The organism is Terrirubrum flagellatum, assembly GCF_022059845.1.
Classification (GTDB): domain Bacteria; phylum Pseudomonadota; class Alphaproteobacteria; order Rhizobiales; family Beijerinckiaceae; genus Terrirubrum; species Terrirubrum flagellatum.
Map to the genome: position 1 here is coordinate 1,106,032 of NZ_CP091851.1, position 17,948 is coordinate 1,123,979.

4 protein-coding genes and 1 pseudogene are annotated in these 17,948 nt (G+C 62.5%); all 5 read left to right on the plus strand.

The genetic code is table 11. The features are described from left to right. Positions 1-344: 344 nt before the first annotated feature. The 5 genes and pseudogenes from L8F45_RS05505 to L8F45_RS05520 all read left to right on the plus strand — a co-directional run bounded on the left by L8F45_RS05505 (position 345) and on the right by L8F45_RS05520 (position 17,838). Entirely contained in the window at positions 345-14,039 is a 13,695-nt protein-coding gene (locus L8F45_RS05505; protein ID WP_342361882.1) for a CARDB domain-containing protein, read from the plus strand. Positions 14,040-14,044: 5 nt separating this feature from the next. After that, the gene (locus L8F45_RS05510; protein WP_342361883.1) at positions 14,045-15,421 is read left to right on the plus strand and encodes a S8 family peptidase; all 1,377 of its coding nucleotides are present in this window, start codon (positions 14,045-14,047) and stop codon (positions 15,419-15,421) included. Positions 15,422-15,515: 94 nt separating this feature from the next. Further along, a pseudogene (locus tag L8F45_RS30825) lies at positions 15,516-15,680 on the plus strand (Ig-like domain-containing protein); the annotation flags it as partial. Positions 15,681-16,014: 334 nt separating this feature from the next. Then, positions 16,015-17,304, plus strand: coding sequence for a hypothetical protein (locus L8F45_RS05515; protein ID WP_342361884.1), 1,290 nt, complete (start codon positions 16,015-16,017; stop codon positions 17,302-17,304). Between the two features lie 36 nt (positions 17,305-17,340). Next, positions 17,341-17,838 (plus strand): DUF3467 domain-containing protein, encoded by a 498-nt coding sequence (locus L8F45_RS05520; RefSeq protein ID WP_342361885.1) that lies wholly within the window; start codon positions 17,341-17,343, stop codon positions 17,836-17,838. Positions 17,839-17,948: the final 110 nt, after the last annotated feature.

Genomic DNA, 17,948 nt, shown 5'->3' on the forward strand with positions numbered 1-17,948 from the left:
GATTTCGGCGGCTCAAGATAGTTAACAATATGTAAAATCAGTCAGTTAGTTTTGAGCTGCTTGCCGCCGGGCGATGCCCGGCTGCACACGAAACAGACATCTGGCGGCTCCTCAGCAGGAGTGACCGGATGCGACCAATGCGGACGGTGTGAGGCGAATGCGGCGGCATTCCGCGACGATCGGAAGCCGCCTGTCAGGGGTCGTTCGATGGGCTTGCGCGTCTGCTGCGGAGAATGCGGCCCGGGGCGAAGGGCGCGCGTTCGATTTCACATGATCGGCTTTTAGGGACCGTCCGGCGCACGCGCGTCGGCGCGGTGGACGGCGCTTGCTGTGGAGGCGGTGACATGATCCGTGACGGCAATCCTTTCAACGCGCCAGGCGCGCACGCCGGCGGGTTCGGAGGGTTTCGCGCGCGTGCTCGATTCAAGAGACGCGCGAAGCCGGCCAGGGCGCCGTCGACGGCGACGCTGAAACCGGCGCGCCGGCTGCTGTTCGAGGCGCTGGAGCCTCGTATTCTCCTCTCAGCCGATCCGCTCGCCACAACCGCGCTTTCAACCTCGCCGCAAATTTATTCGGCTGTCGTTCAAACCGATGCGACAGCCGACCCGGCGCCACAGGTCGATCCGACGCTGAGCGCCGACTCTTCGGCGCTCGATCATCTCGTTCTGCCGATGGCGTCGCCGATATTGACCCCAAGCGACCTCGATTCGCCGCCGCAAATCATTTTGACCTCGCTGCACAACGGCGACATCATCGCGGCGGGCGATCCGATCGTCTTCCAGGCGATCTTCAGCGAAGATGTCAACACTTCCGCTGACGCGGTTATTCTCACGAATGGAAATTCGCAGGCAGGGATCTCCGCGAACGATTTTCAGTACGACCAGACGACGCACACAGCGCAGTGGACCTTCAGCACCGCGCCGACGGATGATGGCGAGTTTTCGCTTTCGCTGCATTCCTTTTCCGTCAAGGATGAGGCGAACAACTGGCTCGACGGCAATCACGACGGCGTCGCGGGATCGGACAGCAATCCGATCTTCGATGGAGTCGATGATGTCTTTTTCAATGTCTCCGTCGATCTGAGCCAGGCTGCTATTTCAAACCTTAACCCTGCGGCTCCCGGCGGCGCGATGATCTATGGCCGCGATCAGTCCGGAAGCTTCGTGGCGACAGCGGATTCAGATTCATTCAGTCTGCAGACCGAAGCCGGCCAGACCATTTCGATCAGTCTGACACCCGGTCTAACCGCCGGACCTGGAAACGGAGGCGGCGCAGGCGCGGCCTCGCTCGCCGCCGCGGACGCTTCGACAGTTCTCGCGCGGGTTGAATTGCTCGACGAGAGCAACACAGTGGTCGCCTCAGCCGACGGCGTCACGCCGGGACAGGCTCTGTTCCTCCAGATGATCCCAACTGGCGCCGGGGGTCTTTATACGGTCCACGCGACCAGTCTTAACGGCGCTGGCGTCTATAATCTGCGCATCGCCATTAACGCGGCGCTCGATCCCGAAAGCGACGACAATCCCGAGAGTTCCCAGTCGCCCTTCATTCCGTCGCCTGTCGGCGGCGCGGCTCTCGAACCGCTCGACGATCCACTCGCATCGGCTCTCGCGATCGACAATTCCTCAGTCGTGCTCGGCGGCTCCGCCGATCGGCTGGGCGCGCTTGGCCATCTCAATGACGCCAGCGACGTCGATTATTATTCATTTGAGTTGTCGCCCGGACAGGTCGCCAACATCGCTCTGACGTCGTCGCATCCAGGCGACGCCCATATCACCCTGCTCGACGCGACAGGCGCTGAGATCGCGCATGGAACGGGCGGCTTCTCCAATATCGACGAGGCGATCGACAATCTCGTCTCCTATGTCAATGGCGGAACCTATTACATTCGCGTCGATGGCGTGACCGAAGGCGACTATTCGCTTGTGGTCGCGCGGAATATCGGTTTCTCCCATCTCACCGCCTCGCAAAGCGAAGCGCGGCCGATCGATTCTGACGTTCTCGGCGGAATGACGCAATATACAACGAACACTTACAACATCGCTCTCAACGCCGGCGATCACATCACGCTTTCAACCGAAACGCCCGGCGATGGTCCAGGCGAGCCGCAGAACAATTTCGATCCGTTTCTCAATATCTACGGACCGGGCGGCGAACTCATTGGCAGCGATGCGAGCAGCGGTCTTGACGGCAAGAACGCATTTTTCGACTTCATCGCGCCGATCTCGGGGACCTATCAGGTCTATGTGGGGACCAATAGCGGCTTTGGCGATTATATCCTGCGCGTTGGCGGCGCGCCTTCGAACGCGCAGCCTTTCGCAGTCGCAGCGGCGACGCCTGTGAATAGTGCGGTTCTGCGTGATTTCCCACAGACGATCAAAGTGGACTTCTCTCAAGCGGTCGATCTCAGGACTCTCGACCTCAATCTGATCACGCTGAACGGCGTCGCGGTGAGCGGCGTCACTGCGGTCGATGGCGACACCCTGATCTTTTCCATTGATCGTCCTGACCACTTCAATGGCGACGCGCATTTCGAGATCGCCTTCGGCGCGCTCGCTGCGCTCAACGGCGAGTTGGTTGAAGGATTCACCTCGACCTTTGATGTTCCAACTCTTCTCGACGCCGCGCCGCCGCTCGGGGCGCTCATTTCGGAGTCGACATTCACCGACACCCTCGACGCCGAAGATGATCGCGACGCATTTCCGATCACGGTCGAAGACGGGCAATCGATCAGCGTCGCGCTGACGCCGAGCGCGGGATTTTCAGGGCGGGTCGAAATCGTCGATCTCGCCGGGCCCGTGATCGCAAGCGACTTCTCTTTCAACGCGGGCGAGCCGGTCTATCTCCAGAACTTCAAGCTGGGCGCCGGCAGTTACCAGATTCATGTCACGAGCACTGGCGGGCAGGGCGCCTATTCGCTGCATGTCGCGGTCAACGCGACGATCGAAAGGGAGCGGTTCGGCGCCGCACCCGAACAGCGCAACGATTCGATCGAGACAGCGTTCGACATCGAACCAAGTTCGCTGGCTTTGCCGAATGGCGCCGATCGGCTGGCGGTCACCGGCGCGATCGATGCGAGCGGCGACGCCGACTTCTACAGTTTCACGCTTCAGCCGGATCAGTTTGCAAGCCTTGCGCTAACCGATTCCAGCGACGCGGAATCGGCCATTTCGCTTTCTCTTTATGCCGGCGACGGCGCGCTGCTCGCTACGGGCGTGAGCGCGGCCAATGCCGGCCAGATCATCCAGAACTTTCATTCATCCCTGGCCAATGTTTTCTACGTCAAGGTGACGGGCGTCGCCGGGCATTCCTATGCGCTTACAGTCGCGCGCGGCGCTGAGATCGAGGCCGAACGGCTCGATAGCGTTGCGCAGCCGATCAACGGCGTGGTCATTGGCGGGCTCGGCGGCAACGGCGCCGACAATGGCGGCAATGCGAGCGAGATTTCCGTTACCGCTCCTGTGAACGGCAACGGCCAATATCTGTTGACGGATGGCGGCGGAACAGAATGGACGCTTAACCAGAACGGGGCTTCTTTCGTTGGCGGCGACGCCGTGAGCTACGCGATTGCTACGAACGCTCCGGAGGGCGTCGCGACGCTTGAAGGAGAAGGCCGCGAGTTCGTTACGCCGCCTGCAGCGGCGAGCACTGGCGAACCCGTTGAACTCTTGCGCAAGATCTACGTGTCGCCGGACGGCAAGTTCGCCCGCTATCTCGAAGTCGTGACTAATACGGGCACCGACACTATCGACTACGTGTTGGCGCTGCAAACGCTCCACTCTGGCAATAATGCGATCATATCGACTTCGACTGACGATGACACGCTGAGCACGCAGGATCGCTGGGCCGTGGTCGATGATGGCGAAGGCGTGGGAAGCCTTGCTCTGACGGAAGTGTTTTCGGGCGCAGGCGGACGGCAGGGACTTTTCAGCCTTGGAATGGACAGCAGCTTCTTTACGCCGCTGACCTATCAGTATCGCCTCTCCCTCGCGCCCGGCGAAACGAAAATCGTGATGCATTATGTCGTCGCAACTGGCGCCGATGCGGAGGGCGCGGCGATCGCGGACGCGCTCTCGAATGGCGCGGCGACGCCCGGCGCGCTGATGGGGATGAGCGCTCGGGAGCGCGCGCAGGTGGTGAACTTCCACCTGACCGACGATGAGGATCGCTATATCATGTCGGCCAATGGCGGCGACGTGCTCGATATCTCGACGGCGACGCCGGGACGGATCGCCCCCATCGCGACCAACGATCTCGACGTGCGCCTCGAATTGTATGCGCCTAATGGCGCGCTGGTGGCGTCCGACGACAACGGCGCCGCGGACGGCGTGAACGCGCTTCTTTCTTACCAAGTCCCAGCTGACGCCAGCGGCGCTTATGAAGTGCGCGTGATCCGCTCGAACGCGGCCGCCGGCGGCTATGTGCTCGTCGTCAATGGCTCCACGGTCGCGCGCGAGAACGCTCCGCCGACTGTCGACAACGTCCGGGTCATTAATCCCGAAAACCCGGGCGATCCGGTTTCGCTGATCGTCACCTATTCCGAGGGCCTCCTGGCGCCGACGGTCGGAACCGATGACATGAGTATCGATGGTGGCGCGACGGTTGTCTCAGCGACGATGATCGACGGGCGCACGGTTCGCTATTCCATCGATCTCCCTGATATCAACGCGACTTACCACTATGTGATCGGCGCTGGCGCCGTGACCAACTATGAGGATCTCGGCAATGATGCGTTCGCCGCCGTCCTTGGCGTCGATCTCACTCCCCCAACGATCGTCGCGCAGACGCCGAATGTGCCGCAGGATGGACCGGTGTCTTCGATCACGCTCGCCTTCAGCGAGCCGATCGATGCCGCCAGCTTTTCGATCGCCGACATCACAAGCTTCCTCGACCCCAAGGGCGAAGATATCCGCGCTAAAATTCTCAGCGCCACGCTCAATCAGGATCTGACACAGGCGACGATCACTTTCGCCAACCAGTCTCTGCGCGGCGACTATGCGCTGTCGCTCGGACCCGATATTCGCGACCTCGCCGGCAACGTGATGGCGTCGCCTTATCAGGCGACGTTCCATCTGACCGCGAACGACCTGTCCGTCAGCGACGTCCAGGCGCCGACGACCGGCGCCATGGGTTCGCCGATCACCGTGCAGTGGACTGACACCAACACCGGCGATCACCCGATCACCAGCAATCGCACCACCTACATCTACCTTTCGCTCGACGGCGTATCCACCAATCTCTTGGTGGCGTCGACTACGAACTTCGATCCTCTTGGAATCGGCCAGTCGCAGGCGAGATCGCTGACCTTCAACCTCCCAATCACGCCACCGTTCGGCGCCGGCGATTACAAGTTCATCGTCTTTTCATCGACGATCAATGAGCCCGATCTTACGAACAACAGGGCGGCGAGCGATACTGTTTCGTTGACGTTGCCGCCAACCGCCGATCTCGTCGTCAGCAGCATCGTCGTTCCGTCGGAAGCGGTTTCGGGAACGACGATCCCAATAAGCTGGACGATCACCAATAATGGCGCCGCCGCGGCGATCGGCCCCTGGAGCGACTGGCTGTTCCTGTCGACGCAATCGAACGGCAATGGCTCGACGACCGTTGGAATATTCCAGTTTGACGGGACGTTGCAGCCCGGGGAGTCCGTGACCCGCACCCAGATGGTCACGTTGCCTCTGGTGGCGAGCGGCGATCGCTGGTTCACGCTGATCACGGATGCGAACGGCAACAGGGTGCCGGAGTATGACAAGGAAAACAACAACACGCGGATTTCCGCGCCGATCGCGATTTCCCAGACGCCACTGCCGAATCTACAGGTGACGGCGATCACGCCGCCGGTCGATATCGCATCCAGCCAGAGCGTCGAACTCCAATGGACCGTGACCAACAGCGGCGCGAGCGCGACATCGTCGCCTTACTGGTACGACAACGTCTATCTCTCGCTCGATCCAGTGTTCGACAGCTCCGATATTTTCCTCGGCCAGACCAAGAATCCGAACTTCCTGCGCGCAGGCGAGAGCTATCTGAGCTCGGCGGTCTTCACGATGCCTCGAGGCGTCTCAGGCAATCTCTATTTCCTCGTCATAACGGATTTCAGTTTCAACGTCTCGGAAGCTGGCTCGGGCGAGAACGACAACCTTCGCGCGCAAGCTATCCATATCAACCTGACGCCGCCGCCCAATCTGACCGTGAGCGGCGTCGTCGCGCCGACGGGAGCCCTGCCCCAAGTGGTATTCTCGGGCCAGTCAATCATCGTCGACTACGACGTGACAAACTCGGGCGCCGGACGCACCGAAGAGAGCGCGTGGCATGACAATATCTATCTGTCGGCGGACGCGATTTTCGACGCGTCGGATGTGCTCCTTGGGAGCGTGCTCCATTCCGGCGCACTCGCCGCCGGCGCGAGTTATCACGGCAGCCAGCACGTCCAACTCCCGATCGGCGTCAGCGGCGATTATTATATCTTCGTGCGCACGGACGCGGTCAACGAAGCCTACGAAGGCGCTGCGGAGAACGACAATGTCACCGCTTCGCCGACCAAAACGACGATCACCCTGACGCCACCGCCTGATCTTACGACGTCCGCTGTGATTGCCGCTCCAGAAATCAATTCGGGCGGCCACGCGACGGTCAGCTATACCGTGACAAACGAGGGCTCGACGACAACGCCAAACGGCTTCTGGCGCGACGCCCTCTATCTCTCACTCGACCAGACGCTTGACGCCGGCGATCTCGCGATCGGCGAATATTGGCGCTTTGGCGCGCTTGCCGTCGGCGCAAGCTATACCGCGAGTGCGTCAGTTATCCTGCCAGCGGGATATGCCGGAAGCTACTACATTTTCGCGGTCGCCGACGCCGACCGACAGGTGTTCGAAGTCGATCGAGCAAATAACGCCGCGAGTTCCGCTCCCATCGCGGTCGAGTCTCATCCTGCGGATTTGCAGGTCTCGATCACGGCGCCTCCGAGCGCCATTGCGGGTCGCGAAATCGCAGTTGACTGGACGGTGACCAATACTGGCGCCGGCGCGAGCAACCAGCTTAACAATTACTGGAATGACCAGATCATCCTGACCACCGGCGGTGTTCCGGGCGGCGCGGACGACATCGTTCTCGACACCGTCCGTTATGACGGCAGCCTCGCGGCTGGCGACAGCGTTGTGCGCCGCGCCTTTGTGCGTGTGCCGAGTTACCTCTCGGGCGACTTCAAGATTTTCGTCGTGACGGATGCCTCGAATACGGTTTTCGAAGCCGGTGGTGAAACGAACAATGTCTCGGCCGGCGCCTCGGTTCACATCATTGCGGCGAGCGCAAATCTCCGACTGGGCGATTTCTCCGCTCCGGCAAACGTGACCGCTGGCGACACGATCACGGCGACATTCAACGTTTCCAATGCGGGCGGTGCGCCGACCGACGCCACCTTCTGGTATGACAATCTCTATCTTTCGACCGATGTGACGCTCGATGCGCAGGACACGCTCCTGACCGGGTTGCGGCGCGTCAATCCGCTTGCTAACGGTGCAGGCTATTCCGTGTCTCTCAGCGCGGCGCTGCCGATAGGTTTGGCGGGCGGAACCTATTATCTGATTGCGAAAACAGATGCGACCAACATCGTGTTCGAGGCATCAGCGGAAGGCGACAATTCCGCCTCGTCGCAGATCACGATCGTGGAAAATCCAGCCGCGCTGCTGAAACCAGATCTCGTCGTCGACAGCGTTTCCGCGCCTTCGACAGCAACATCGTCACAAGCCATCAGCGTGAGCTGGACAGTCGAGAACGCCGGCGACATCGACGCCAACGGATTTACCTACGACGCCGTCTATCTTTCGCGCGATCTCGTGCTCGACAGGAACAGCGACGTGCTGCTGGGGACGGCGTCGCCGCCGACCGTCACGCAGGGCGCGGGCGCCTCCTACACGATCACACGCGATTTCATCATTCCGCGAGGCTTGAGCGGGCCTTTCTATGTGCTCGTCCTTGCCGATGCGGGCGACAAGATCGCGAACGAGAAGAGCGAGACGAACAATGTCGGCGCGAGCGCCGACCTGACGCAGGTCAGTCTGCCGCCGCCGGTCAACCTTGTCGCGGGCGCTATCGAGGTTCCCGAGAACGCCATCGCCGGCCAGCCAGCGACCGTCGGCTACACCGTGACGAACAACAGCGTCAGCGCGGCCTCCGGCTTCTGGACGGACTCGGTCTATCTCTCCGCCGACGACGTCTGGGACATCAACGACTCACTGATTGGCACGGTTCTACACGTTGGCGGCGTCGCCGCAGGCGGCTCCTATAGCGAGACGCTGACGGCGCCGCTGCCAGGTGTGATTTCCGGCGGCTATCACGTGATCATACGCAGCGACATTTCCAACGGGATTCCGGAGGCGAACGAGGACGACAATTTCAACGCCTCGCTCGATACGACGGCGGTCGACGTTCCGATTCTTACGCTGGGAACGCCCGTGAGCGGCGTCGCATTCGATGGCTACGTCTTCTTTAAGTTCAATGCGGCGGCAGGCGATACGATCAGGATCACGCTGGATTCAAGCGCCGACGCGTCAAACGAACTTTACGTCCGCTACGGCGCAGCCGCCAGCCAGAATGCATTCGATTTCACGGCGAAGACGGCTTTCGACGCCGACCAGCAGATCGTGATTCCGACTGCGAGCGCTGGCGTCTATTATCTCGCGATCAAGTTGCGGAATCTTGCCAACGGCTCACAGAGCTACACTGTGAGGGCTGATGTCGCCCCCTTCTCGGTCGACAGTGTAACGGTCAACACGATCGGCGACGCTGGCGACGCCACGGTTGAGGTCAAGGGAGCGAAATTCACCAGCGCGACGCGGTTCGAATTGCGCGGCGCGACCGGTGATCCGGTGGTGGGCGAGATCGTCACGCTTGCGGACGCGTCGACGGCGTTCGTGAAATTCAACGCGAGCGGCGCCGCGCGCGGCGTCTATGACCTCGCCGCCATTGACGGCAGCGTCACGTCGATCCTGACAGGAGGCGTCACGATCGAGGAGCTTGTCGGGCAGGATATTGCGATCAAGATCGATGGGCCGTCCCAGATCCGCGTCGGCTCATTCGGAAACGGCCAACCCGCCGGCGGAAACTATTTCGCCAAGGTGCTCTACGCCAATACCGGCAATGTCGATGGTCCCGCGCCGTTGATCCTGGTGTCGAGCTCGAATGGCACGCATATAGGGCTGTCGGCGGATCATTTGCAGTCGGCGCCGGTGCTGATCATCGGGGGAAGCTCGACCGGTCGCGCCGACGTGCTGCGTCCGGGCGAGTCGGGCTCCGCGCAGGTCATTTTCGCCGGCGCTTTCATCGACGGGCTCGGCTTCGACGCAGAAGCGCCGCACGAAGGCGAGACGATCGGTGATTGGAACGTGATCGAGGCGGCGCTCAGGCCGTTTGATGTCAACGGCCCCCAATGGGCGGCGTTCTGGGCGCAGATACAGCCGCGTCTTGGCGACACCTGGGGTGATCTTGGCGCAGCGCTCAATCGCCTGATGGTGCAGTTCTCGCCGGAGGGCGATCCGATCCGCGACGCGCGCGAGCTGATTACGAAAATATTCGCCACGGAGCCAGACTATCTCCCGACCCTCGACGCGAGCGGCAGCCTTTTCGACGCTTCGACAGGTGTTGCGCTTTCGGGAGTAAGCCTGAGCCTATATCGAATCGATGGAGATGAAGTCGCCTTCGCCGGGTCCGCTGTGACTAACGGCTTGGGTGCATTCTCCTTCAAAGGTCTGGCGCCAGGAGTCTATCGGTATGCGATCGACGGCGATTCCAGTTACCAGTTCGACATGGATCACGATGGCTCGCCTGACGAGCTGTCGCCGACATTTGTCGTCAGCGAGACTGATGTCTCCGGAGGCCTGCTGTACGCGGTCGCCCCGCTTGTTGACGCTGCAAGCGATTCTGCTCCCATTCTGGTGAGCGACGCTCAAGGCCAATCTCATATGTTTTGGGAGCGGGATGGAGCGCTCTGGCACGCAATTGCTTCGGGCGGGAACTGGATTGACGCATCGAAGATCGCCGGCACCGAGAACGGGCAGAGCTTCAAGGTCGCGGCGTCAAGTGATCTGATCGATGGAACGCAATCCGGGCTGATCGTGACTTGGAGTCTCAGCGACGGTTCGGACAATGGTTCTGACATCTATTATCTGATCGGCCGCATGGTCGCGAGTGATATGCAGTGGTCGCAAGCGGTAAAACTTAACAGCAGCCCCGTCCATGACGACGCGCCATCGGTCGCGGTGGCGAGCAACGGACAGGTGATGCTTGTTTATCGCAGCACGGATCACGCAATCGCTGACGATACCGATCTCTATTTTCAGAGTGTCGACGTTCATGCGAGTGATCTGACGTTCAGTGCGGCGGTTGCTGAACAGGCGTCGGATATGTCCGCCGGCATGGGCCAATTGATGGCCGGGCTTCAGGACTATCTGAACAGCCTTGATCTCTCGCCATCGGCGATCGCCGCCTCGGTGGAGTTTGAATATGAAATTCCGGAGACGGGCAATAAGTGGATCGATAGTCTTGCGGAGTACAAAGGAAAGATCAAAGGCAAGATCGAGATTGAGCGAGATGGCGACGAGGTCACCGCGACGGGCAAAGGCACGCTTGAGATCACGATTCCCGGGGCCAAGGCCGGGACGAGAACGAAGTGGACAGATGACGTCACGTTTTCGGCGGCATGGGAAAGTTCAAAGGGGTGCGATCCCAAATGGGAGCTGAAAGAGGCGAAGCTTTCCGGTGGCATCACGGCCGATCCGACATTCTTCTGGTCGGTGCAGCAACTCATCTATGCCGTGCCGATCGATCCGATCGACAAAGTCTTTCTGCTGCTCGCTACCGAAGCCTTGGACAAGTCGGGCACGCTCAAGGGAGAATTATCGCTTGGCGGTCACTATAACATCAAAGGCGAGGTGACCTGGACGTCCGAGACGCCGGCCGAGGCCGAAAACAAGAAGCCCGAAGGTGGCGTGCTGACGCTGACGATCGGCATCAAAGGTGAGGGCAAACTCGAGTCGGAGAGAACGGATTCAGAGGCGAAAGCGAGCCTGACGCTCGACGCAAGCGCGACGCTGATGCCCGAATTCAAATTCAACGGCGTCACCGCGAAGCTGGAGTTTATCGGCAAGTTCAAGGGCGTCGAAGGAAAATATGTGATTCCGCTTGGAACGCTGGGAGGATCCTCGGTCGATATGCTCGATGAGGATGCGATTGGCTTCTATCTCACCAATGATCCCGATTTCGATCAGGGGTCGACGAACGACTATTCGACCGGAAATGCGCGCGCGCTTGAAGACGTCTCCGCGAATGTGGTCAATACGAGCGGCGCCGCGCTGTTCACGGCGCCTGACGGCGTCATTTACGCGACATGGGTCGAAGCGGCAGATCCAACGTCGAACGCCGATGAGACGAATGCTGTCTATGTCGCGACCTATGCCGGCGGCGTATGGTCCGCGCCAACAAAGATCGCCGGCAGCGAAGGAAGCAACGAGAAGCCGGCGATCGCGTTTGACGCCGCCGGCCACGCCATTCTCATCTGGTCGCACTCCGCCGCTCCCAATTTGCCTGACGAAGGTCCGGGGCCGGCTTCGCAGGCGTTTCTTGATGCATTCGCGGCCTATGTCGAAAGCTCGGAGATCGTCTATTCGCGGCTTGACGGCGGCTCCTGGAGCGCGCCGCAGCTTCTCGCGGTCACGTCCGGAGCAGACACGTCGCCTGCTTTTGCGCTCGTCGGTGGCGCGCTGTTCGCGACCTGGTCAACGACGGGCGCGGACGGCCGTCAACATATAGTGGCGTCCTCGTGGAATGGCGCGTCGTGGACCTCGCCGGTTGATGTTGGCGGCGGCGAACTTGCGGGTGACCCGACGATCGGCGCCGTTGGCGGCCTCCCTGTCATTATGTGGGACGAGCAGATCAATATCGCAGGCGTCGTCAACCATTCCGCGATCCGGATGAGCGTCTTCGATGGCGTGTCGTGGAGCGCTCCAGTTGTTTTCTCACCGACCTTGCTTGCTAGTCTGACAGGCGGCGAACCGGCTTTGGCGACGGCGCAAGCTGCTTCCTCAGGCACGATCGAATCCTCCGGCATAGAGGAGAAGGTCGGCGATCCCGACAAGCAGGAGCCCTGCGACAACAAGGACAAGTATCGCCCGACGCCGCGGCGCGCGCGCGATCCGAACGATATCATCGGGCCGGCCGGTTTCGGCGACGAGAACTGGATCGCGGCTGACGGAACGATGCAGTACCGCATCGATTTCGAGAATGCGGTGGACGCGACGGCGCCAGCGCAGACGATCGTCATCACGCAGCAGCTCGACTCCGATCTCGACTTCCGCACCTTCCGCGTCGACGATTTCGGCTGGAGCGGTGCGACTTACCAGCTCGACGGCGACCAAGCCTTCTATAGCGGACGCATCGATCTCACATCGACGACGGGATTCTTCGTTGACGTCACCGCGTCGGTGGATGTGAGGACGGGCGTCGTCACCTGGACGCTCACGACGGTCGATCCCGCGACGGGTCGCGCTCCGGCGGATTCGACCGTCGGCTTCCTGCCGCCTGATGATGGCGACGGGATCGGCCAAGGCTTCGTCACCTACACCATCAAGGCGAAGAATTCAGTAGTCACCGGCGATCTGATCGACGCGTCCGCACGCATCATCTTCGACCAGAATGGCCCCATCGACACGGTGCCGATCTTCAATACGCTCGACGCAGTCGCGCCGACGAGCGCGGTCGAGGCGCTGCCGGCGACAAGCGAAGACACGGACTTCCTCGTGAGCTGGGCCGGCCTCGATGACGGCGCAGGCGTCGCGACCTACACTATCTTCGTCTCGGACAATGGCGCGAAATTCACGAGCTGGCTGGAGGACACATCTTTCACCTCTGCGATGTTTGCGGGCCAGGCTGGCCATACCTACGCGTTCTATTCGGTCGCGAAAGATTACGCCAGAAATGTTGAAAACGAGCCGGCGTCGCCGGACGCGACGATCACGATCGCCGGCGCGGCGGGCGTCATCTCCGGAAGCGTGTTCGACGATCTCGATGGCGACGGGTCGTTGAGCTTTGGCGAGCAAGGCGCCAGCGGCTGGACCGTGTTCATCGACGCTGATGGCGACGGCGTTCTCGATGGCGGAGAGATTTCGACCGTCACTGCGAGCGACGGCTCCTATTCCTTCTCGGATGTGGCGCCGGGGGCGTATGATGTCGCCGTTGTCACGCCGAGCGGATGGATCGCGACGGGCGCCGGCGACTCACAGAGCGTTGTGGCGACGGCCGGCGCGACGACATCGGTGTCGTTCAGCGTGTTCAAACTGGCTTTGATCACGGGCGTCGTCTTTAATGATGTTGATGCGGACGGCGTTCGGGATGTTGGCGATGCGGGGGTTGGGGGCCGGGTTGTTTATCTTGATGCGGATGATGACGGGTCGCTGGGCGCCTCCGAGGTTTCAACGATCACGGGTTCTGACGGCTTTTACAGCTTCGGTGGTTTGATTGCGGGTTCATATGTCGTTCGCGAGGTTGTGGCGGATCACTGGGCCGAGAGTTCGCCGGCTGGCGGGAGCTATGTTGTTGGCGCGACGAGCGGGCTGATTGCGTCGGGGCGGAATTTCGGGACGTTCGAGTTGTCGGATGTCGCGGGCGTCGCGTTCGAGGATGTGGATGGCGACGGCGTCCGGGACGCGGGCGAGGGGGCGCTTGCGGGCTTCACCGTGTTCCTCGATGCGGATGGCGACGGCGTCCGCGATGCGGGCGAGCGTTTTGCGGTCACGGGGTTTGACGGGCGCTATGTGATCGCTGATGTCAGGCCCGGCGATTATGTCGCGAGCCTTGAACTTCCCCAGGGCTGGGTGCTGACCGCGCCTTCGGGGTCTTCGTCATCTTCCTCTTCTTCGGCGTTGTCGCTCTCTTCATCTGCGTTGACGACGTCGGGCTCGACGGCGGTTCTGTCCTCGCCGGATCTCGGCGCGTCGGGTCTTGTGACGTCGGGCGCAAGCGATTCCGCCCGGCGAGCGCGCTGACGGGATTGAGCGCCTATCGCGCCGATCCCCGGTTTGCGGGCTTTGATGGATCGGGCACGACGGTTGCGGTGATCGACACCGGCATCGACGTGAACTCGTCCTTCTTCGGGCCCGATCGCAATGGCGACGGCGTGTCCGATCGCATCGTCTATCAGTACGACTTCGCCGATCACGATGGCGACGCGTCGGACCGCTCGGGCCATGGCTCGAACGTGTCGAGCATCATCGCGGGATCGGATGCCACCTATGGCGGCGTCGCGCCGGGCGCTGATATCGTGGCGCTGAAGGTGTTCTCGGACAATGGCGCAGGCTACTTCGCCTATGTCGAGCAGGCGCTGCAATGGGTGGTGGCCAACGCCGCGGCCTATCACATCAGCGTGGTGAACCTGTCGCTCGGCGACGGGGCGGACTGGACAACGGCGTCGTCGCGCTATGGCCTCGGCGACGAGTTCGCGGCGCTGGCGAGCGAAGGCGTGATCGTGGTCGCGGCGGCGGGGAACGGGTTCTATTCCTTCGGCTCGCAACCGGGCGTGAGCTACCCTGCGTCTGATCCGAACGTGCTGGCGGTCGGGGCGGTCTGGAGCGGAGACTATGGCGGTCCCTGGCGGTTCGCGAATGGCGCGACCGATGCGACGACGGGCGCTGACCGGATCGCGAGCTTCTCGCAGCGCGGCGATCAGGTCGATGTGTTCGCGCCCGGCGCGCGACTGACCGGCGCCAACGCGACGGGCGGGCTGTCGACGATGCAGGGCACGAGCCAGGCGTCGGCCTACTTCGCCGGCGTGGCGGCTCTGGCGCAGGAGCTGGCGGAGAGCCATCTCGGGCGTCTGCTAACGCCGCAGGAGTTCGTCGGTCTGGTGAAGACGACGAGCGACCGGATCGTCGATGGCGATGATGAGAACGACAATGTCGCGAACTCGGGCGCAAGCTACGGCCGGGTGAATGTGGAGCGTCTGGCGACGGCGATCATGGCGCTGACGCCGGCGGCGGGGGGCGGCTCGGGCTCAGGAACAAACCCGGGAGCGGGAACGCCCTCGACGCCGACGCGGTCCCTGTCGGGCCATGCGCTGACCATCGGAACCGGCGATCACGTGACCGGGATCGACTTCGGCGCCTTCAGACTCGGAACGATTGCGGGCTCGACGATCTCGGACGCAGACAAGGACGGGGTGAGGGACGCCGGCGAGATGGGCGTCTCCGGTCGCACCGTGTTCCTCGACGCGGATGGGGACAATGTGTTCGACGCTGGCGAGCGCTCGACGATAACGGCTGCGGACGGCTCGTTCTCCTTCGCCGATATCGGTCCCGGACTTATCATGTCAGGGAGGTGCTGCCGTCAGGCTCTGTCGAGACCGGACGCTCCGGCTCCGACATCGCGATGACGAGCGGATTGGCCGCGCAGGTTCAGTTCCTGACGGCGCGGCGAACCTCGCGCCGTCAGCGGGCAATGACGTCTATCAGCTGGCGCAAGGCGGTGTGTTGACGGTTGCTGCGGCGAACGGCCTGTTCAGCAACGATCATGACGACAATCCCTTGAAGATCGCGTCCTTCACGACGCCGTCGCATGGAACGCTGGCGCTTTCTGCGGACGGCTCGTTCATCTACCGGCCGGACGCGGCGTTCTCAGGGACGGACAGCTTCGCCTATACGCTGAATGACGGGCAGTTCTCGTCGACGGCGACCGTGACGCTGACGGTGACGGCCGGCGGCCGCACCACCACGGTGACGACAACAGAGCATTACAATGCAAGCTGGGCGAAGACCTCGACGATAAAATCGACGGCGATCACCCATGCCGGCGCCGATCCCAACAAGCTGGTGACCGAGCATTACAGCGGCGCCGGCGCCTTCACCGGCGCAGAAGTGTCGTTCCTGCAGAACGGCAAGCAGGTCGAGGAGCATTACGATGCGGCCTGGCGCTTCATCAGCGCCAATGTGACCTTCCCGCAGAACAGCAAGACGGTCGAAGAGCACTATGACGGAAGCTGGCGCTTCACGGGCCAACGTGTCGTTCGTTCAGAACGGCAAGCAGGTGATCGAGCGTTACAATGCGAGCTGGGCGTTCACGGGCTCGGATGTGAGCTTCGTGCAGAACGGCAAGCAGGTCATCGAGCATTACAATGCGAGCCGGCAGTTCACCGGCGCGGATGTGATGTTCGCGCAGAACGGCAAGCAGGTGGTGGAGCATTACAGCGCGAGCTGGGCGTTCCAATCGGCCGACGTGTCTGTCGCAACGAGCCAGACGAGCGGCGCGCCGTCGGCGGCGGGCAGCCTGATGGCGCTCGGGCTGGAGCTCGAACAAGACGATCTTGCGGCGGACCCTGCCCCTGCGACCGGGACGCTGGCGTCTGCGGCGACGATCGCTTCCGGGCTCATCTCACCGGCCGTTGTGATGGCGGGAGCCTCAGCTGCTGCGGCGACAGCGATCGATCAGCCTGTGACGCTGGAGCTTGGGCCGGTGGCCTCGCTTGCGGCGTCATCGCGGCTTGGCGCTTCGCTCAGCCTGCTGGGGGATGGAACGGTCCTCTATGATCCCACGGCTTCGGCGCGGCTTGCGCTGCTGGGCGTGGGCGAGACGGCGAGCGACAGCTTCGCCTATCGGACGGTTGGCGAGATTCCCTCGTTGTCGACGGCGACGGTGCTGGCGCTGGGCGGCGGGTTCGGTCCGGCGCGGCGGGGCCTGCGGGACGGCGAGACGTCTCCTGAGCAGGCGCCAACAGGTGAGGCCGGCCTGTCGGCCTCAGGACCGGCGGAAGCCGGCGCCGCGTTGCGGGCGGAATGGGCGCTTGACGGATCGGGCCGCCTGTCGCGGCCGCTGAGCCTGCCGGGATCGGCGCTCAAGCCGGCGGCGAAGGTCGAGGCGTTCAAGACGGAGGCCCCGTTCGGACGTCTCTCCGAGGCCGGGGCGGCGACCTCACCGCGTGATGCGCTGGCGACCTCACTGCGTGATGCGCTGGCGAAGGAAGAGACTGCTGAGATAGACGCGTGGGCGCGGCTGCGACGCCTCGCCGACCGCGTGGATCAGGCGGACGCGATCAATCCCGAGACGGCGCAGTCGGCCCTGTCGCCAAGGATAGATCTCGCTGCGCCCTTCACCGACTTCCGCTTTACATCGCGAGACGTCGCCAGCGCATTGCGAGATGGCGCCGGCGCATCGCTCGAGGAGGAGGCGACGGACTGGCGGGCCGAGCTTCTGGCGCGGCTTGATCCCGGCGAGCTCTCCGCCGCCAACCGGGCGCTGCGCATCGCTGCGCCGGCCCCGTGAAGCGATCTTGATCCCGATTGGTTCTGAGGAGTTGTGATGAGCGATCTCTCCACCCCCGACATGAGGCCCGATGAAGCGGCCCAACTCGCCAATGGCGCCAAATCGGCGCAACCGATCCATGAGTTGAAGCCTTCGCTGCCGAAGGTGGACGCCTTCAAGTCGGACGCGCTGAAGGCGCTGGCGGATTCGGTCAAGCCGACCGCGTCCTCGCCGGCGAAGCCGTCGCGCGCCGAGGCGTCGAAGCCTGCCGACGCGCTGAGGCCTTCAGCGCCTCAGGAAGGGCAGGGCAAGAAGCTGCGCATCGACGCGTCGGAGCTGACCAGCTCCTACTGCAATGTCTGCAACGCCTCCTCGACGCGCGAGGAGGTGGTGCTGAACTTCGGCGTCAATCACGACTGGGACCGGGGCGCGGCCGGAGCCGACGTGAAGATGCTTCATCGCATCATCCTGTCGCCGTTCGCGGCGAAACGGGTGTCGCAGCTCCTCGCCTCGCTGCTCAGGGAGTATGAGGCGCGGCATGGCGAACTGAAGTGAGCGATATGAGCGGGCTGGCCTCAAAACTTCACCCGGCGCTTGAGCGAGCCCGCGGTTGAACAGCCACGTCAATCCGACCGGCTTCAATCCCGGGCGCGGGCTCGCGGGCG

Bases quoted from the DNA above. Each gene is read 5' to 3' on its own strand.
- L8F45_RS05505 (WP_342361882.1), top strand. From the start codon at position 345: ATGATCCGTGACGGCAATCCTTTCAACGCGCCAGGCGCGCACGCCGGC.
- L8F45_RS05515 (WP_342361884.1), top strand. From the start codon at position 16,015: ATGACGGAAGCTGGCGCTTCACGGGCCAACGTGTCGTTCGTTCAGAAC.
- L8F45_RS05520 (WP_342361885.1), top strand. From the start codon at position 17,341: ATGAGCGATCTCTCCACCCCCGACATGAGGCCCGATGAAGCGGCCCAA.